The organism is Staphylococcus sp. GDY8P119P (assembly GCF_017892075.1).
In the GTDB taxonomy this organism is placed as follows: Bacteria; Bacillota; Bacilli; order Staphylococcales; family Staphylococcaceae; genus Staphylococcus; species Staphylococcus ureilyticus.
Genome location: NZ_JAESKJ010000004.1, coordinates 68848 through 87374 on the forward strand (window position 1 = coordinate 68848; position 18527 = coordinate 87374).

General features: G+C 33.3%; 17 protein-coding genes, 1 pseudogene and 1 riboswitch. Of the genes and pseudogenes, 10 read left to right on the forward strand and 8 right to left on the reverse strand.

The window, feature by feature from the left end:
• Nucleotides 1–24 precede the first annotated feature (24 nt).
• Both pbuX and xpt read right to left on the reverse strand, forming a co-directional pair.
• Nucleotides 25–1293, reverse strand: coding sequence for a xanthine permease PbuX (gene pbuX / locus KA830_RS03030; protein WP_046207045.1), 1269 nt, complete (start codon nucleotides 1291–1293; stop codon nucleotides 25–27).
• On the reverse strand, nucleotides 1290–1871 hold the full coding sequence (xpt, locus tag KA830_RS03035) for a xanthine phosphoribosyltransferase (protein WP_046207046.1): 582 nt from the start codon (nucleotides 1869–1871) through the stop codon (nucleotides 1290–1292). Before xpt ends, pbuX begins: the two co-directional genes overlap by 4 nt.
• A gap of 215 nt (nucleotides 1872–2086) precedes the next feature.
• Nucleotides 2087–2189, reverse strand: a riboswitch (purine riboswitch).
• A gap of 226 nt (nucleotides 2190–2415) precedes the next feature.
• Here xpt and KA830_RS03040 point away from each other — a divergent pair.
• From KA830_RS03040 to KA830_RS03055, 4 genes are all read left to right on the forward strand, one after another.
• Nucleotides 2416–2829, forward strand: a complete 414-nt coding sequence (locus tag KA830_RS03040; protein WP_064209625.1) for a general stress protein — start codon at nucleotides 2416–2418, stop codon at nucleotides 2827–2829.
• 258 nt (nucleotides 2830–3087) lie between these two features.
• Nucleotides 3088–3753 (forward strand): hypothetical protein, encoded by a 666-nt coding sequence (locus KA830_RS03045; RefSeq protein ID WP_204179728.1) that lies wholly within the window; start codon nucleotides 3088–3090, stop codon nucleotides 3751–3753.
• A gap of 121 nt (nucleotides 3754–3874) precedes the next feature.
• On the forward strand, nucleotides 3875–4903 hold the full coding sequence (locus tag KA830_RS03050) for a hypothetical protein (RefSeq protein WP_145381381.1): 1029 nt from the start codon (nucleotides 3875–3877) through the stop codon (nucleotides 4901–4903).
• 521 nt (nucleotides 4904–5424) lie between these two features.
• Entirely contained in the window at nucleotides 5425–6807 is a 1383-nt protein-coding gene (locus KA830_RS03055) for an L-cystine transporter (protein WP_046207050.1), read from the forward strand.
• A 130-nt stretch (nucleotides 6808–6937) separates the two neighbouring features.
• Here the strand turns inward: KA830_RS03055 and KA830_RS13655 are convergent, their stop codons facing one another.
• The 6 genes and pseudogenes from KA830_RS13655 to nfsA form a co-directional block, all read right to left on the reverse strand.
• Nucleotides 6938–7117: a hypothetical protein gene (locus KA830_RS13655; RefSeq protein ID WP_071562246.1), complete on the reverse strand. Its 180-nt coding sequence runs from the start codon at nucleotides 7115–7117 to the stop codon at nucleotides 6938–6940.
• Between the two features lie 90 nt (nucleotides 7118–7207).
• Nucleotides 7208–8098, reverse strand: coding sequence for an L-serine ammonia-lyase, iron-sulfur-dependent, subunit alpha (gene sdaAA, locus KA830_RS03060; protein ID WP_046207051.1), 891 nt, complete (start codon nucleotides 8096–8098; stop codon nucleotides 7208–7210).
• Between the two features lie 12 nt (nucleotides 8099–8110).
• On the reverse strand, nucleotides 8111–8788 hold the full coding sequence (sdaAB, locus tag KA830_RS03065; protein ID WP_064209629.1) for an L-serine ammonia-lyase, iron-sulfur-dependent subunit beta: 678 nt from the start codon (nucleotides 8786–8788) through the stop codon (nucleotides 8111–8113).
• Between the two features lie 12 nt (nucleotides 8789–8800).
• Nucleotides 8801–9835 carry a PTS sugar transporter subunit IIC gene (locus KA830_RS03070; RefSeq protein WP_046207053.1) on the reverse strand — a complete coding sequence of 345 codons (1035 nt, stop codon included), beginning with the start codon at nucleotides 9833–9835 and terminating at the stop codon, nucleotides 8801–8803.
• A 543-nt stretch (nucleotides 9836–10378) separates the two neighbouring features.
• Entirely contained in the window at nucleotides 10379–10945 is a 567-nt protein-coding gene (locus KA830_RS03075) for a hypothetical protein (protein WP_070658237.1), read from the reverse strand.
• A gap of 75 nt (nucleotides 10946–11020) precedes the next feature.
• Nucleotides 11021–11776, reverse strand: a pseudogene (gene nfsA / locus KA830_RS03080) (oxygen-insensitive NADPH nitroreductase).
• Nucleotides 11777–12162: 386 nt separating this feature from the next.
• Here nfsA and KA830_RS03085 point away from each other — a divergent pair.
• From KA830_RS03085 to ahpC, 6 genes are all read left to right on the forward strand, one after another.
• Nucleotides 12163–14154, forward strand: a complete 1992-nt coding sequence (locus KA830_RS03085; protein WP_145381357.1) for a catalase — start codon at nucleotides 12163–12165, stop codon at nucleotides 14152–14154.
• A 299-nt stretch (nucleotides 14155–14453) separates the two neighbouring features.
• Nucleotides 14454–14804 (forward strand): helix-turn-helix domain-containing protein, encoded by a 351-nt coding sequence (locus KA830_RS03090; protein WP_046207056.1) that lies wholly within the window; start codon nucleotides 14454–14456, stop codon nucleotides 14802–14804.
• A gap of 189 nt (nucleotides 14805–14993) precedes the next feature.
• The gene (locus KA830_RS03095; protein WP_204179730.1) at nucleotides 14994–15926 is read left to right on the forward strand and encodes a LytTR family transcriptional regulator DNA-binding domain-containing protein; all 933 of its coding nucleotides are present in this window, start codon (nucleotides 14994–14996) and stop codon (nucleotides 15924–15926) included.
• 99 nt (nucleotides 15927–16025) lie between these two features.
• Nucleotides 16026–16874: an ABC transporter ATP-binding protein gene (locus KA830_RS03100; protein WP_204179731.1), complete on the forward strand. Its 849-nt coding sequence runs from the start codon at nucleotides 16026–16028 to the stop codon at nucleotides 16872–16874.
• Nucleotide 16875: 1 nt separating this feature from the next.
• Nucleotides 16876–17586, forward strand: coding sequence for an ABC transporter permease subunit (locus KA830_RS03105; protein WP_107526127.1), 711 nt, complete (start codon nucleotides 16876–16878; stop codon nucleotides 17584–17586).
• Between the two features lie 362 nt (nucleotides 17587–17948).
• Nucleotides 17949–18518, forward strand: coding sequence for an alkyl hydroperoxide reductase subunit C (ahpC, locus tag KA830_RS03110; protein ID WP_046207057.1), 570 nt, complete (start codon nucleotides 17949–17951; stop codon nucleotides 18516–18518).
• The last annotated feature ends 9 nt before the right edge of the window (nucleotides 18519–18527 follow it).

Sequence of the window (18527 nt, forward strand, 5' to 3'; positions counted from 1 at the left end):
CCTAATATTTGTTTTATAGCTCCATTATTCCATAGTTTCTATGTTTTGTTGATTCTTAATGCCGTTAAAAAAGAAATTCAAAACAATTGCTGAAATCGCACCGAGTACAATACCATTTTGAGTTAACCATGCGAATTGGTCTCCTAAAGCTTGAAACGCTTGTGGTACTGCACTTATACCCGTTCCTAGTCCAACTGATACCGCGATTACCAATAAATTATTTTGATTTTTGAAATTAATATTACCTAATATACTAACACCATATGCCATAACCATGCCAAACATTGCTATCATTGCGCCACCTAATACTGGTAGTGGAATCATATTTGCTAAAGCACCTAATTTAGGAATACAACCACAAATAATGAGCAAGATAACCATGCCATAGATAACTTTGTTCTTTTTAGCACCAGATAATGATACTAAGCCTACATTTTGAGAATAAGCGGTATACGGGAATGCATTAAAAATAGATCCTAAGATAATCGCAATACCTTCAGCTGTATAACCTTTACGAAAATCTTTTCTTTCCAATTTCTTACCTGTAATTTCACTTAATGCATGGTAAACACCTGTTGATTCTATCAGACTGACTAACGCAACAATAAAGAATACTAAAGTTGCGCCAAAATCAAAGCTGAATGTTGAAAATCTAAATGGTTGTGGTAACGAAAACCAATGTGCTTCACCAACTTGTTTCACATCAACAATGCCAAATATTGACGCTAATACTGTACCTACAATTAAGCCAATCAATATGGCAATAGATTTTAAGAAACCTGTTGTAAAACGTTGCACAATTAATATGACTATTAATGTAATTACACCAAGTAAGATGTTTTTAGCATCACCAAAATTTTTAGCACCTTCTCCACCTGCTAAATAATTCATCGCTACTGGCATCAAATTGATACCTATAATTGTAACGACACTACCTGTTACAACTGGTGGAAAGAATTTAACTAAATATGAAAAGAATGGAGCAATGATGACAACCAATATACCTGATAAGAAAAGGGAACCATATAAATCACCTATGCCTTTGGTTTGCCCGATTAAAATCATCGGCGCAACGGCAGTAAATGTACAACCTAAGACGATAGGCAATCCGGTGCCTGTGCCTTTCCAAACTTGTAAAAATGTGGCTACACCACACATAAAAATATCAACAGTGACTAAGAAGGCAATTTGTTCTGGAGTAAAATCTAAGCTTGTCCCTACAATAATTGGTACGAGTATGGCGCCTGCATACATCGCCAATAGATGTTGTAAACTTAAGATAAATGTCTTCATGATTGTTCCTCAACAAATGTCACTTTATTTCCACTTAGAGAAGCAACTTTACATAAAGACGATACTTTCAACCCTGCTGTTTCTAAACGTTCTCTGCCTGGTTGGAAGCTCTTTTCAACTACAATGCCTACGCCAACAGTTTCAGCATTGGCTTGTTGAACAATTTCATTTAAGCCTAATGATGCATCACCATTAGCTAAAAAATCATCAACAATTAATACGCGATCATTTTCGTCTAAAAATTCATCTGAAACCACTACAGTACTCGTCGTATTTTTAGTGAATGAATGGATATCAGCTTGATATGTATTTTTCGTTAACGTGCTAGGCTTTGCCTTTTTAGCAAATAAGCATGGTACATCAAAATGCATTGCTGCCATGATTGCTGGTGCAATACCAGATGCTTCAATCGTTAATACTTTAGTAATTCCTTCATTTTTAAATTGATTATAAAACGTTAGTCCTACGTCGTGCATCAGCTTTGCGTCTATTTGATGATTTAAAAACCCATCTACTTTCAAAATCTTCTCATCAATGACGACACCGTCTGCCTCAACTTTCCGTTTTAACAAATCCACTCAAAAAACCTCCTCATTTTTTATACAAAAAAAATCCTAAACTAACTTAGTTTCAGGATCTATGAGTGAACGTGCAATACTATAAAGAACTGATAGCCTTCAACATTCATTTCCCTAATTATGTAGAAATTGAAAACACGACAATTGTTTTAGAAGAATATATTAATCACTTCATTTCCCAAATCAAACTTTAAAACGATTGAAGTTGAATGCTTTGTATTGTATTGGTTACCCATAGTCATGTCGTTAATGGCAACATGGTAGAAACTTCTAGAGCCATATTCTCTAGATTATATGAGTTAGATAAATTATTAACTGATGATAGCAAATTTCGGCATGATTTTCAACACGAATATTATAAGTAAGCGCTTTAAAGAAGGAGATTTATTAATAATCAATTATGTTAGTAACCGCTTTCTTTACTTTTAAATCAAGATTGTCAGATACGCCACTTCATTATATAATAAATATATATTCGTTTTACCTAGTAGTTAATAGGGAAAGTATTAGATAAACAATAGAAAAGTGGACGGAGGGACAGTTAATGGCTGATTTTACAATCGTACAAAGTAAAGACGAAATACTACCAACTATCCAGCAAAAATTGTCAGAAGGATATGTTGAATCTGAAATTTCAGTAATTAGTAAGACAAAACTTCATTTTGACGAATTACATGATTCTGAAGTAAACCTAACAGCAACGAGTGGCTCATTCAGTGACAAAATGGCTAAAATTTTAACTGGCGAAGACGGTGAAGAAACTGTTTTAGCTTATTATGATATTAGCGATGACGATAAAGAGCGTTATAAAAAAGAGATTCTTGATAATAACTATCTCGTGATTGCCACTAAAGATAACTCTTCTCATGAAGAAGTACAAGAAGCAAATGCTGCATATACAAATAGTGCTATTAAAGATAAGCATTACGCAGAAGAAACAGAAGGACCAAAATCCTAATCTACGCTCAAGTAAAGTGTGATTTATACTATTATTTTAATAAGATCACAAAATACTTTAACATAGCTACTTAACATTATAGACTACCTTTATAAGGAGCGAACGCAGGAAATCACTTTGTATTTTGTGGTTTCTGTCTCGCTCCTATTTTATTCCTTTTATAAATGACCCATAGAATATTTTTATAAATTATTTCCACTGATTTCCATTTATTTACTATGTTATAATAAACGCATTATTATTGGGGGGCATCTATTCATGGATTTTAAGACTATCAAATCAATTGATGATCCATTATTTAAAGCAGCATTAAAACTTTACGATGAGCAATTTGACATTGATTTATCCGAAGATGAACAAATATTTAAACAATCTTTAAAAAATGAACATACCAAAGATGACTATATCTTTTTAGTAGGCATACAGTCAGATAAAGTTGTTAGTTTAGCAACTGCACATTATGAAGCGACAACAAATTCTGCATTTTTAATCTATCTGATTGCAAATGATCAATCGGACCACGATGAATTAATTACAAATACTTTGGCACGTATAGAAAAGGAAATTAATTATTTATCCAATCAATTACATGAACACGATGTAAACTTTATTATGCTAGAAGTACCTAAAGAACCAGAACTTGTTTCAGAAGATGAGCAACAAGTGCTCAGTAATAGACGCGAGTTTTTATTTAGCCATGGTTTTGAAAGACAATATGATTTAGATTATCTAGCCCCAAATTTAGACGGATATTCAGAAGGATTACCTAAAGATTTGTTTATCAAATCTAATATAGAACTGACAAAAGACATATATGGGCCAAGTATTAAATCAAACTATATATTAAAGTATGTATTTGCGAACAGAATTTCTAGAAGTATTATTTACCCATTATTAGAAGAAATGGATTTACGTAAATCATAGTGTACACCACTTGAAATCACTGTTAAAACAGTTTAGACTAACATAGAGGTAAGACTGACGTTTCACTAACCGAAGACAAACGTCCGTATACATAAAATCACTTATGAAAGGACTCATTTCTATGTTAACTAAAGAATTTGCACAACGTGTTGAACTAAGTGAAAAGCAAGTCCGTAAAATCGTTCAACATTTAGAAGAACGCGGTTATCAACTTAGTAAAACCGAATACCGTGGCCGCGAAGCCACAGATTTCCAAGAAGAGGATATTGAACTCTTCCAAGATATTGCTGAAAAAGTGAAGCAGACAAATAGCTATGATTTAGCCTTCGAAGAACTTGAAAAGGAAAAAGATTTTCTACAGGTATTAGTCAAAGAGGATGACAACAACCTACCTTCAGATCAAAATGTGTCTTTACTCGTAGAAGATTTACGTAACGAAATTCAAAATATGCGTGACGAACGCCAAATGCTCGGACAAATGATTAATCAAGTGCACCAACAACAGCAAGAATTGCATAAAATGCAAGATCAAATTACATCTAAACTAGAAGAAAATACAGAATCACTGAAAGCAATTCAATCATCTACAGATGAAATTAAATCTACACAAAGTGTCATTCAGGATTCCCAAAAAGAACAAACAGAACTTGTGAAGTCTAATGTCGAATCTGAACGCGTGCATACAAATCAAAGTTCAATTAATAATGAAGCGAATGCATTCACTGAAAATACAACTGAGCAAGCAAATACGAAAGCAACACCTGAAAAAGCGACTGACACAGCAGATGCTCATACAAATACAGTTTCTGAAAATGTATCAACACAAACTGCCGATGAAGAAATCACACAAATTAGCGAACAACCTTCGACACAATCAGCAAATTCAGAAACTAAAAAGCAAGCTGCCGAAGTAAATTCAGCCGATAAAACAGATGACCAAATTGAACAAGATACACATAAAGAAACGTCTGAAGCTGAACAACAAACAGATCATAACAAAGAAACCGCATCAGCATCGTCTACTACAAATGAGCCAGACGCACAACAAGCAAACACGTCTCAAGAAACAACGTCATACGCTTCACCACTTGCTAAAGAAGAGCGCAAAGAAGAACGTAAAGGATTTTTCGCACGCCTCTTTAATTTATAAGTTAAAGATGATACCAAAGCCAAAAAGTCTTTGGTTAAAAAAACGTCAATTTCTATTGAAATCATATAGAAATTGACGTTTTTTGTTTTGCATAAAATTTCACAGTTTGTGATATAGCTATTATTCAAAAATTACAGCGCTATTTTGACTTTACTAAGGTCACTTTAAACTATAATATTACTCGAATCGAAATTCGTATTAAAATATCTACCAGCTTTTCTAAATCCAAAAGTGTGTTTACTTCATTATCTTCTTTTAATGGATTATTTAGTTTCTAAATCAAAAATTTTCCTTAATTTCATCCTGATTGAATTTCTATCTAATTTAGTCACAAACGCCTTGACACCATATTCTGCCTAGATTTATAGCCCTTCCGATTCTGCTTCAAAAATAAAGTCATATAAATTTTATAATTTTTTTGAGTAATTGACTTGAATATTATTCGTTTTGCTACTATCCTTAGTATGCGTATCGGATTTAACAAAATAAATTAAATAAAAGAAAGTGTAGGTCTTGTTTTTATGTTATTAACAATTTTAAACATCATTATTTTTGCGGCCTTCCTTATCGGATTATATGTAATGGCAAGAAGACATGTTTCGTTTCCTAAACGTGTCTTTACAGCTTTAGGCATCGGGATTGTCTTTGGGATTGCTATTCATTTAATTTACGGTGTGGATTCAAAGGTCACTAAACAAACCACAGATTGGTTTAGTATAGTTGGAGATGGCTATATTTCATTCTTACAAATGATTGTTATACCTTTAATATTTATTTCAATCGTTTCCGCATTTACTAAAATTAATATTGGAGAAAAATTTGCTAAAATTGGCATCTATATCTTCATTTTCTTAATTGGGACTGTAGCAATTGCGGCAATTATCGGTATTATCTCAGCACTTGTCTTTGGCTTAGACGCATCTACGATTGATTTAGGTAGTGCCGAAAGCTCAAGAGGTAGTGAAATCGCAAGTCAAGCTAAGGATATGACAGCTAACACGCTACCACAACAAATCTTAGAATTATTACCAAGTAACCCATTCTTAGATTTCACTGGTCAGCGTACAACATCAACAATCGCTGTAGTGATCTTCGCTGCATTTGTTGGCTTTGCCTTCTTACGTGTAATGCGTAAACAACCTGAAAGTGGTCACTTACTTAAACGTGGTATCGATGCCGTTTATAATATCGTAATGGCAATTGTAACGTTTGTATTACGTCTAACTCCATACGGTATTTTAGCTATCATGGCGAATACAATCGCTACAAGTGATTTTGGTGCAATATGGACATTAGGAAAATTTGTAATCGCATCTTACGCGGCATTAATTGTAATGTATATCATTCACTTACTCATTGTAACTGGTATGGGACTGAACCCTGTTACATTTGTTAAGAAAACGTCTGAAGTATTGCTATTTGCATTTACTTCTCGTTCAAGTGCTGGTGCTTTACCACTCAATGTTCAAACTCAAAAAAATCGTTTAGGAGTGCCAGATGGTATTGCAAACTTCTCAGCTTCATTTGGTCTTTCTATTGGTCAAAACGGCTGTGCCGGCATTTATCCAGCAATGTTAGCAATCATGGTAGCACCGGCAGCTGGTGTCGAAGTTAATTTACAATTTATCTTATCTGTCATAGGCATTGTTGTGATTAGTTCATTTGGTGTAGCAGGTGTCGGTGGTGGCGCAACATTCGCATCTATCATTGTATTATCTACATTAAATTTACCTGTTGCATTGGCGGGTGTACTGATTTCAGTAGAACCACTTATCGATATGGGTCGTACTGCATTAAACGTTAACGACTCTATGCTTGCTGGTACAGGTACAGCTAAATTGACAAACAACTTAGATACTGACACTTATCATTCGAAAGAATATGGGGAAATCACAAGTTCATAATAAAAGACATCACTCACTATGAACTTCAGATATTTTTATAAATATAATTAAAGGTTGGAACGCTAGTCGTTCCAACCTTTTTTCATTTCTATACTTTTACTATATTATCAATTCAATTTTAATCATATTACTATTTTTGTCGTTTTATTGTTATCATCAGTTTTACGTAATTATAAATAAAGACAATAATCAAACTTAGCGATAGTGATTTCAACAATAGGTTGACCCATGTACCGTTCGTAGTTAAGTAATACGTCACGATACTATTTATAACAAACACAATAAAAATAATCCCTAACTTCAGTAACATGTCTCCCACCTCTTTTAATTTAGTTTAGTGGGAAACATGCATTTTTTCAATTTAATTTTTCAATACCTTCAATAGATATATCTTTACTTTTTAAGATTCAACACTTGTTTGTCCAAATATTTTTTTCTTTATTGCTTCTCCAGTTGGCGTTCCAGCTAGACCTCCCAGTCCAGTTTCTCTCAACGATGCCGGCAAGTTGCGTCCTACCCTATCCATCGCCTCTATCACTTCGTCTACTGGAATTCTACTTTTTATTCCAGCTAACGCTAAATCAGCTGAGATTAAACCATTGCCTGAACCAATAGCATTACGCATAACACAAGGTATTTCAACTAACCCTGCCACAGGGTCACAAACTAACCCTAATAAATTACTGATAGCTAATGCCATCGCATGACCACTTTCTTCAGGTGTTCCACCAAATATCTCAACTGCTGCAGCTGCTGCAATTGCTGAGGCTGATCCCACCTCTGCCTGACATCCACCAATAGCACCTGCCACACTTGCATTGTTTGCGATAATTTTGCCACATAGTGCTGCAGCAAATAAAAAGTCAATCATCTGCGCTTCTGTTAAACCGTGTGTTTTTTCTAACTTGAATAATATGCCTGGTATTGTACCTGATGACCCAGCAGTTGGTGTTGCACAAATAATACCCATCGCAGCATTCACTTCATTTGTCGATATTGCACCTTTTAAAGCTTCTACCATATCATGTCCAGATAAAGCATGGTAATCTTCATTATATCGATCTAGTTTCACTGCATCATGTCCAGTATAACCTGTCACACTTTTTACACCATCTCCAGAAAGTCCTTTTTCTAACGCTTCTCTCATAACATCAAGATTTTGTTTCATTAATGCACGAACTTCATCCCTTGAAATCCCTTTTAATTCCATCTCCTCATGAATCATCATTTCAGCAAATGTTGTGTTCTGTGCCACTGCATAATCTATAATTTCTCGCATTGAATGATACATATTGCCACTCCTCTAACAAATATATGAAAAATTTAATTCTTTATATTTCTCACGTAATTTACTTAAACTATCTACATCTAAAGCTTTATTTAGATGTAATGCCAATAAACATTTGTCATTATTAATTGTTTTAATTTCTTCATTAATATCTACTTCATACTCAATCAAGTCATTAATCAAATGGTTAATTAAAGAAATATTAGCTTCTCCATCTACAACCAAAATAGGCAATGCATGATGCATGAGGATACAAAGCCCATCCACGTGGATACTTTTAATTTTAATTGTACCTCCACCAATTGAAATACCATTAATTTCTACATGTCTTCCATTACCATCTAATTTAATTAATGCGCAGTTCGGATGTTCACCCAAGCTAGCACTTGTTTCTTCTATAATTTCTATATCAATATTTTGTGCTTCCGCAAATGTGATAGCGTCTTTAATTCGCTCATCAAATGTGCTGAAACCCATTGACCCACCAATAATTGCTAAATCTGTTCCGTGACCCTTGTGCGTGGAGGCAAATGATTCATAATAATGAATCACAATCTTTTGAGGTTCAGACTGTAATACTGTTCGCGCAGCATTGCCTATTTTCACTGCACCTGCAGTGTGAGAACTAGATGGGCCCATCATAATTGGACCAATAACATCAAAAGCACTTTGATAATCTTGTTTTCTTGCCATTCTTCTCTCTCCTTAATTGGTCTGTTTTTTCATTCTAGGTAGATTGAAATTCAAGCTAGTCATATTAAATTTATTAATCATTTTTCCTATAACTAGACTTAATAAAATACTAGTAATTGATACCGTAATAATCGTAATCACAGATTTAATCGGGTCATTAAATCCAAACAATACAATAGCACCGGCAATTGGCGTCGCCATACCTGTCACGTTGATTACTAATCCACTAAATGTGACGATACATGCGTTTACAACACCAATAAGTGCATTGGTACCATAGAGTTGCAAAGGATACTTCGCAATAATATCTATTTGGGTTAATGGTTCAACTGCAACAGCGAAAGCTTTGGAAGCGTTACCTATTTTTAATTGTTTAAACATAATGAAATTGACAAATGAGCTACCTGTACATGTCAGTGCACCAATCGCCATAGGCAAACCAGTTAGTCCTAATAAGCTTGTTAATACCATGGAACTAAGTGGTGTCATACCTGTAACAGGAATAATAAGACCTAAAATAATTGCTAATACATAAGGATTGTTGTCACCAACAGCTGTCACGGCACTACCAATTTGTTTTAATAAAGCGATAACACCTGGGCTCATAATACTTGCAAGAAGGAAAGAAACAGCAGGAGCAAATAAAATTACAGTTATTAAATCTAAGCCCTCTGGGACTTTTTTTTCTAAAAATTTAATAGCAAATGAAACCAAATAAGCAGCTAAAAAAGCGGGTAATAATTTAAAATCGTGAAGTACTAAACCAACGATTACAGCAAAAACTGGCGAGACACCTAATTTTAAACAAGTAAGAAAACCGACTGCTACACCACTTAAACTACCAGCTAAGTCACCAATTTCCTGCAAAAACTTAATGTCAAAGACGCCACCAATGGCATAACTTAAAAATGCTTGTGGTAAGAATGTTGCACAGGCAGCACCCGACAATGCTTGTAGCCCTTTCTTACCATAAGGTGCAAAATTTAAAAATAACGTCATAGCTAACAATACAATGAGTAGCGTTCCTACACCTAAAATAATATCCATTTCCTCAAACCTCTTTCTATTTTTCATTGATATCTATCATTTTTTATTTCCAACCACATCATAAAACTTTGTGAAAACACTTACAATGGCAAAAAACAGACTTTTATGAAATATTTGTGAATAAATTCACAAAATAATGAATTTTATATAATATAATAATCCATTTGTTATATTGTTTGTTATATTAAGTTAATGAATTTGAGAAAGATAATAAGTTTTCACTAAAATAACCGTTCAATAGCTGCAATAATTTGAACAAATGACTGAATTGGTACTAATATCGTAACTAAGCACTATCATTGTGTAACGAACTCCTAAATGACATAAAACAAAAACCGTCAATTTCTATTATTATTGCAATAGAAATTGACGGTTCTTTTTTAGACCAAAGTATTTATTTTACAAGTACTTAACATATGGACATAAATTTAATGAAACAGTCGATTTAATTTTAAATTTTTCATTTTGATTGTTTTCCTTAACACTGACTGTCTTTACTTCTATTTTGTTAACAGAAAATTGATTCTCACTTTTAAATATTTGTTATCTTGGTTTAAATGGACCCCAAGTAATTTTTTGTTTACTATCTAACGGAATGTTATCAATTGTATTCGAAACATCATCAAACCATTTTAAAAATGCAGGATTTTTGTCTAAATGCGCTTCAGCACTATCTTCGCTAATATCATGTAAATACCACGCCTTACTTTCAAATTCATATTGAATCTGTGAATATGCGAGCCGAGTTAAATTAACACTATCATATAAGCAGTTCACATGCTTCACGAGATTAGGTGCTTGTGAAATTAAACTATTTGATATTGTTCTTTTATAGGTTTGATTATCTAAATCATTCCACATTCTTAACTGGCCATCCATTTGAAAGAATATATCTATCGTAGAATCGTTTTCGTTAAATGAAATAAGAATAAATATACGTTCTGCTGTGTGATCAACGGAATTAATAGCTCCAACAACTAACTTTTGGGCCAATTTCACCCAATAGGCTTGAGCTTCTTGAGGGGTTAGTTTACTGCTAGAAGAATAAATATATTGCTCTTTAGCTTTATGATTTCCATGCGTTTTCTTACCAAAAAATTTGTCAAACATGCTCAACATAACCAACCCCTTTCTATGATATGACCTTTTCATCATAAGTGACACGCAACAGAAGTTGTCAGTGAATTATTTTTTAATAAAACCTGATTTATTCAATTGTTCTAACATATCTAGTCTCTGCTTAGCACTCATAAAATTAGAAATTTGTTCTCACCACGTTTCAGTACGTTCACCATTTGTACGGGATTCATAATATTTACTTACAGTTTCATCGTAATCTGCTAATGTTTTACGTTGCGTTTCTTTATCACTGTCATATTTATTGTGATGGAAGATATTTTCAAGTGGTAAACGTGGTTTAGGATCTCCATTTTCGTCATCTGCTGGTAAGCCTAATGCCATACCAAATAATGGGAAAGTATGCTTAGGTAAGTCTAAAATTTCACGCACACGTTCAACATCGTTTCTCAATGACCCTAAATAAACCATGCCATAACCCATGTCCTCAGCTGCAGCAGCAATATTTTGTGCAACTAATGTCGCATCTATCGTACCGACCAACAAACCTTCTGCTGATTCAAATGATGTTGCCATATCTTTTTTAGTATTTTCATTAACGATTGCATGTCTGTAATAATCCATAACAAAGACAAATAAATAACCGTTTTCTACTACATAAGGTTGACCTGACACTTCTTTCAAGTCCTCTTTAACTTCAGGATCATCTATACCAATAATTGAATAAGCCTGTAAATAGCTTGACGTTGAAGCGCTTTGACCCGCTTCAATTAATTTTTTAATATGCTCCTCTGGAATAGGCTCTTGCTTAAAGTTTCTGACTGAATGGTGTTTTTTCAATAAGTTGTATACATAATCAGACATGTATTATCCGCTCCTCTTTTGTGTATGTGTCTATAGTATTTAAATGTTAACAAAGCTCACAGTGAATTGCTTGTTATTTGTTTACCCTTTTTTCACTCTTATTAAATGTTATCATCCTATTTAAATGTTGAATATTCCTAAAATATATAAACAAAATAAAACACGAATGTGATGCTTGTGTGCTTCAATTAAATAAATCATCTTGGCACATTATATATGTCAGAAATGGACACAAAAATACTTCTTAAATTTTTTCATATATTGCTATATAACCACAAGTATATTTTCCTTTTGTAATATCTCCTGTTTTAAAAATAATAATATTCAAAATTGAAATGTTTTCCAAAACATAAATGTGGAATAATAATAACAAGGGGGTAATTCATTTGAGTAACAAAAAACAGGAACAATTAAAAAATGTAGAAAAAAACAATGACGATAAAGCAATGACGACGAATAATGGCGTTAAAGTAAGTGAAGATGAAAACACATTAACCGTTGGTGAACGTGGTCCTAGTTTATTAGAAGATTTCCATTTTAGAGAGAAAATTATGCACTTTGACCACGAGCGAATTCCTGAAAGAATCGTACATGCTCGCGGTTTTGGCGCTCACGGTGAATTTCAAGTTTACAAAGATTTATCTGAATACACTTCTGCAGACTTTTTAACACATCCTGAAAAGACTACCCCAGTGTTTGTCAGATTTTCAACTGTCCAAGGATCAAAAGGTTCTCCAGATACAGTAAGAGACGTGCGTGGTTTTGCTACAAAATTCTATACAGATGAAGGTATTTTTGATTTAGTAGGTAACGATATACCTGTTTTCTTTATACAGGACGCTATTAAATTTCCAGATTTAATTCACGCTGTTAAACCTGAACCACACAATGAAATGCCTCAAGGTGGGACTGCTCACGATACATTCTGGGACTTTTTCGCACAAAACCCAGAATCAACGCACACAACGGTTTGGGCTATGAGTGACAGAGGTATCCCTAAAAACTTTAGACAGATTGAAGGATTCGGCATCCATACCTTCCGCTTGGTTAATCGTGATGGTCAATCCTATTTCGTAAAATTTCATTGGAAGCCAGTTCACGGTTTAGAATCATTGGTATGGGATGAGGCACAAATCTTATCCGGTAAAGATATTGACTTCCATCGCAAAGATTTATATGAAGCAATTGAAAAAGGAGACTACCCTGAGTGGGAATTAGGCCTTCAAGTGATTCGACCAGAACAAGAATTTGATTTTGATTTTGATATTTTAGATCCAACAAAAATATGGCCAGAAGATGAAGTTCCAGTTGAAATTGTTGGTAAAATGACGTTAAATCAAAACGTATCTAATGTTTTTGATGAAACGGAACAAGCAGCGTTCCATCCTGGTCATATCGTGCCTGGCATTGATTTCTCTAACGATCCTCTATTACAAGGACGTTTATTCTCATATACGGATACTCAAATATCAAGATTAGGTGGACCAAACTTTAATCAAATACCAATTAATCGACCAGTTAATGAAGTACACAATAACCAAAGAGATGCTATGCATCAAATGAATGTCCATAAAGGACAAACGGCATATCACAACAATGCATTAAACAACAACGATCCCCACACAACACCTAAAGAAGAAGGCGGCTACGAACATTATCAAGAAAAAGTTGAAGGACGTAAAATACAAAAACGTAGTGAAAGCTTTAAAGATTATTACAGCCAAGCTAAACTTTATTTGAATAGTTTAACAAAGCCTGAGTTCGACCATACCGTAGATGGATTTTCATTTGAAATTGGTAAATGTAAATCAGCTATGGTTAAACAAAATGCAGTGAATCAACTAAACAAAGTTGATCGCGCATTGGCAGAGCGCGTCGCAGCAAACGTAGGTGTTGAAGTGCCAGAAGAAAATGAAGAAGTACAAACTGATGCCAAAGATAGTAAGTTAACAATGGAAAAATTCGATATACCATTACCTGGACATTCTGTAGCAGTACTTGTGAACGGTGAGATAAATGAGGAAACATTAAAAGCATATGCCAAAACATTTGTCGACAACAAACTCAACTATGCTTTTGTAGGCAAACAACCTAAAGATATCACTAAAGATTTCGGCATAACTGAAACGTATGATACTGCACACCCTACATTATTTGATAGTGTGTTTGTAATTTCAGATGGTGCAGAATTATCACCGGATGCAGAGGCATTTGCAGAACTCACATACAAACACAACAAACCGCTAGTTGTTAATCAAGCCGCATCAGAAAAATTATCAAATGCAAAACTAGACTTGAACGCACCCGGTGTATATATTTCAGATGATGCTCAAACGATTATTCAAGCATTTGAACGCGCAAGATATTGGGACAGATAAGCATATAAAATTAAAATAATATATCCCTACAACGATATATTTAATGATACAAGCAGACGAGATAGAAATTTTTCATTGTAATTTAATTTCTATCTCGTCTTTTTTATGTGAATATGGGTAAATACTTACTAAACATTTAAAGATTCAATTTACATCAAATTGATCTGATTTCATGCTATATTTATTTCAAAAACACCTTCAAATAGGTGTTTGCAACCTCGAGTTGCACACGAGTAAACGATTAAGTGCGTGACATTACATGGTGATACCGTTAATTTCATATAAAAGGAGTGATAACTATGGAAATTGGACCACGTATCAAAGAACAACGCGAACTCAAAAATTGGTCGCAAGACGAACTTGCTGAAATATTAAATATTTCACGTCAAAGTATTTCAAAATGGGAACTGAATAAAGTCTATCCTAGTATTGATATGTTAATAAAAATGAGCGACCTATTCGACGTCTCATTAGATGAACTCATTAAAGGAGATAAAGCATTAAAAAAGACAATTATTGAAACCTATCAACAACCAGTTTCTAATCAGAAAGATCGTCCTATGAATGTTTGGGAATTTCTATCTAACTTTTGGTGGTTATTCTTCCCTGTAGCGTTTATTATTTGGTGGATGGTACAGTCGTTTGTTTGATTATAAAAATCAATTATTCATGAGTACTATGATCTAGGGAGTTAAATAACTTTTAATTAAGTTAAATAAACTCGGAAGAGAAAGTGATAGACTTACTGCACTCTTCCGTTTTTTTACTTTCAAAATGGATACATAATGCTATAAAATTGTTATAATATATCCACAAATATATTAAATGAGGTGCTAATAATGGTTAACCATACGAAATTGTTTATAACATCAAATAAAGAAGTGGAGCTTAATTATCGCTTAGCTACTATCGTTACAGAAAACGAATTTCAAGATGCCATTATTAATTTAAACCAAAATAATAAACAATTTAAAACATACACACTTACAGCTTCATTGCCAGAACGTATGACTGTTAATGAAATCATTAAATTTTGGTGTAAATGGTATGAGACAGATATGACTAAAGAAACTGTTTTACATAAAGCAAGTCTCACTCCCTTTAGTCACAAGCGTATTAAAAAACTTAATGATTCTGAACTCAAACTTTTACATATTGCTAAGTTAATCATCGTGCCGGAAACAAAGTTTATTATTAAAGAACCTTTACAAAACACCTCAATAGAAACTAAACATATCATTATCAACTTGCTGGATGACTTAAGCAAATACAATTCTATCATTACGCTAACAAACCATACCGAAGAAGCACTTTTAATTAGCGAAAATTGCTATCGTCTTAACAAAAATACTTTTAAACCAATAGAAATATCTGGAAGTCAATCAGAAAATTCTGAAACACACACAGAAAGTATTCCACACTTAAATCGCCAACAAATTAGAAGACTAACGGTAAAAACAAATGAAAAAGTAATGTTTCTAGACCCAATAGATATAGATTATGTAGAAGGCCAAGACGGTAAGGTAGTCATCCACGTAGGCAATGAAACGTATCAACAAGACACAACACTCCAAAATATGGAAACACTGATTGTCCCTTATGGTTTTTATCGCTGCCATCGCTCTTATATAATTAATTTGCAAAAAGTTAGCGAAATTATTTCATGGTCTAAAAACAGTTATTCAATTCGACTTCTACATTCCAAAGATACATTAATACCACTATCACGACAAAAAGCGAAAGATATTGAACAATTTTTCAACATCAATTAATAACAGTTCACAGATTTATAGTTACATTTCACCTCCTTTTGACTGTGTAGCATGCCTTTAAACGGTAAGCTGACACTAATAGTAAAAGGAGGTTTTCAAATGGAAAACATTATTGAAATGAAAAATGTAACAAAATCTTTTGATGATAAAATAGCAGTGAAAAATATGAACATCTCAGTGAAAAAAGGTGAAATATTTGGTTTTCTAGGTCCAAGTGGTTCTGGTAAAACCACTACTATTAAAATGCTCACTGGCACTTACAGTCAGTCTCAAGGAACACTAAATGTACTTGGTTATGAAACTTCTAGCATCGGCTCACGAAATTTTATGAGTAAAATAGGCATTCTATCTGATCATAGCACTGCCTATGAACGACAAAGCATAGGAGATAATTTAAAATTATTTGCTAAACTTAACAATATTCCAATATCGAGAGTTGATGAAATCATACAATTTATAGGACTTAAAAACGATAAAAAAACAATATTCAAACATTTATCCGCAGGTATGAAACAACGTGTTCTATTAGCAAAAGCATTGATTCATGAACCAGCTCTCCTATTTTTAGACGAACCAACTGCGTCCTTAGATCCATCCACGATTCAATATATACATAAAGGACTCAAAGATTTAAACTCGCGTGGTACCACAATATTTTTAACCACACACAATATGGAGGAAGCTAATAACCTATGTCATCGCGTTGCTTTCATTGAATCAGGCATACTACTAGACCTAGATTCACCCGAAAATCTTAGATTCAAGCACTCAGAGCATACGATTAAAGTCATTCACAATAACAATCGTTCGAAGATATTGCCAATGACAAGTGAATCAGCACAATATATTTCAGACATGTTAGAGGCTGACGATTTAAAATATATTTCTTCAGATTTACCTACATTAGGAGAAGTATTCTTAAAAATCACAGGAAAGGAGCTCATATAATATGAATATTACACGTTTATCTGCATTATTAGAAAAAGATTTCAAAGAAGCTATACGTAATCCATCAATCATTTTTATGCCAATCATCGTTCTAGCCCTTAGCTTTTTCTATAGATTTATTATGTCAGAATTAAGCGATTATGATTCCGCTATAACCTTAATGCAATTAATTATAATTAATATGGCATTTGTTGCAGTTGCAACTACACCGATTATTACAATGTTTGCTGAAGAAAATGAAAAAGGTACTTTAAAAGGATTGATTGAAACACCCGCAACAAAGCTTGAAATATTATTATCAAAAGCTATTATTATGGCAATCCTTGCTATTATCACAACTATCATAAGTCTACTGCTTCTAGATAGCGCTATTAATTTTGAGATACAAACATATTTCGGGTTTGCAATACTGCTAATTTTTTATCTAACACTTGGTTTAACGTTAGGCCTTTTAGCTAATAGCACCGGAACAGCCACAACATATTCAATGATTCCTTTTTTCATATTTGCTATGACACCATTATTTGAAACTATGAAGGATGTTTTAAATTTAGGTTTCTTTGAAAAATTATTAAGCATTTTACCTATCGGTCTTATTTTAGAATTAGATACAAATCACCAACCATTTAATTTATTCTTTTTAATAATTTGGTTAATTGTATCTATACTTTCTTTAATATTTACTTATCATTACAAGTTCCAAAAACGGTAAATAAGTTCACAAATTTGTGATAATTTTTTATAATCCTATCATATCAAACTTTCAATGCCTTCCTTCTCAATTCTTATGTTTAGTTGAGAATAGGATGGCTATTTATATAGTGTGAAAGAAAATACAAATAATGTATATGCTTTCATTTTCTTATGCAGCTTAACTAGTTTTATTGTCTTCTAACACAAATAGCGAGCACGATTTAAATCTATTGTGCTTTAAAGGTACTAATGTTGACGAAACAATAGCTACATGCAATAATAGTAATTGAAAGATTAGAATTATTATAATTAAGAAATTATGATAATCTGATTAAAAATATTTAAATTAACACTAAGTTATTAAATAGGAGGATGTTTTACATGTCTTTAATCAACAAGGAAATTTTACCATTTACAGCTAATGCTTATGATCCAAAGAAAGATGAGTTTTTCGAAGTTTCTGATGAAAACTTAAAAGGTTCTTGGAGTGTAGTTTGCTTCTACCCAGCAGACTTCTCATTCGTATGTCCTACTGAATTAGAAGATTTACAAAATCAGTATGATAAATTACAAGAATTAGGTGTAAACGTATATTCAGTTTCAACGGATACACACTTTGTACACAAAGCTTGGCATGATCATTCTGAAGCAATTAATAAAATTCAATATACAATGATTGGCGATCCTTCACAAACAATCACTCGTAATTTTGATGTATTAGATGAAGAGGTTGGCCTAGCTCAACGTGGTACATTTATCGTTGATCCTGATGGTGTTGTTCAAGCAGCTGAAATTAATGCGGACGGTATTGGCCGTGATGCAAGTACATTAGTACACAAAATTAAAGCAGCACAATATGTACGTCAACACCCAGGTGAAGTTTGCCCAGCTAAATGGGAAGAAGGTTCAGAAACATTACAACCTGGTCTTGACTTAGTAGGTAAAATCTAAGGAGGCATT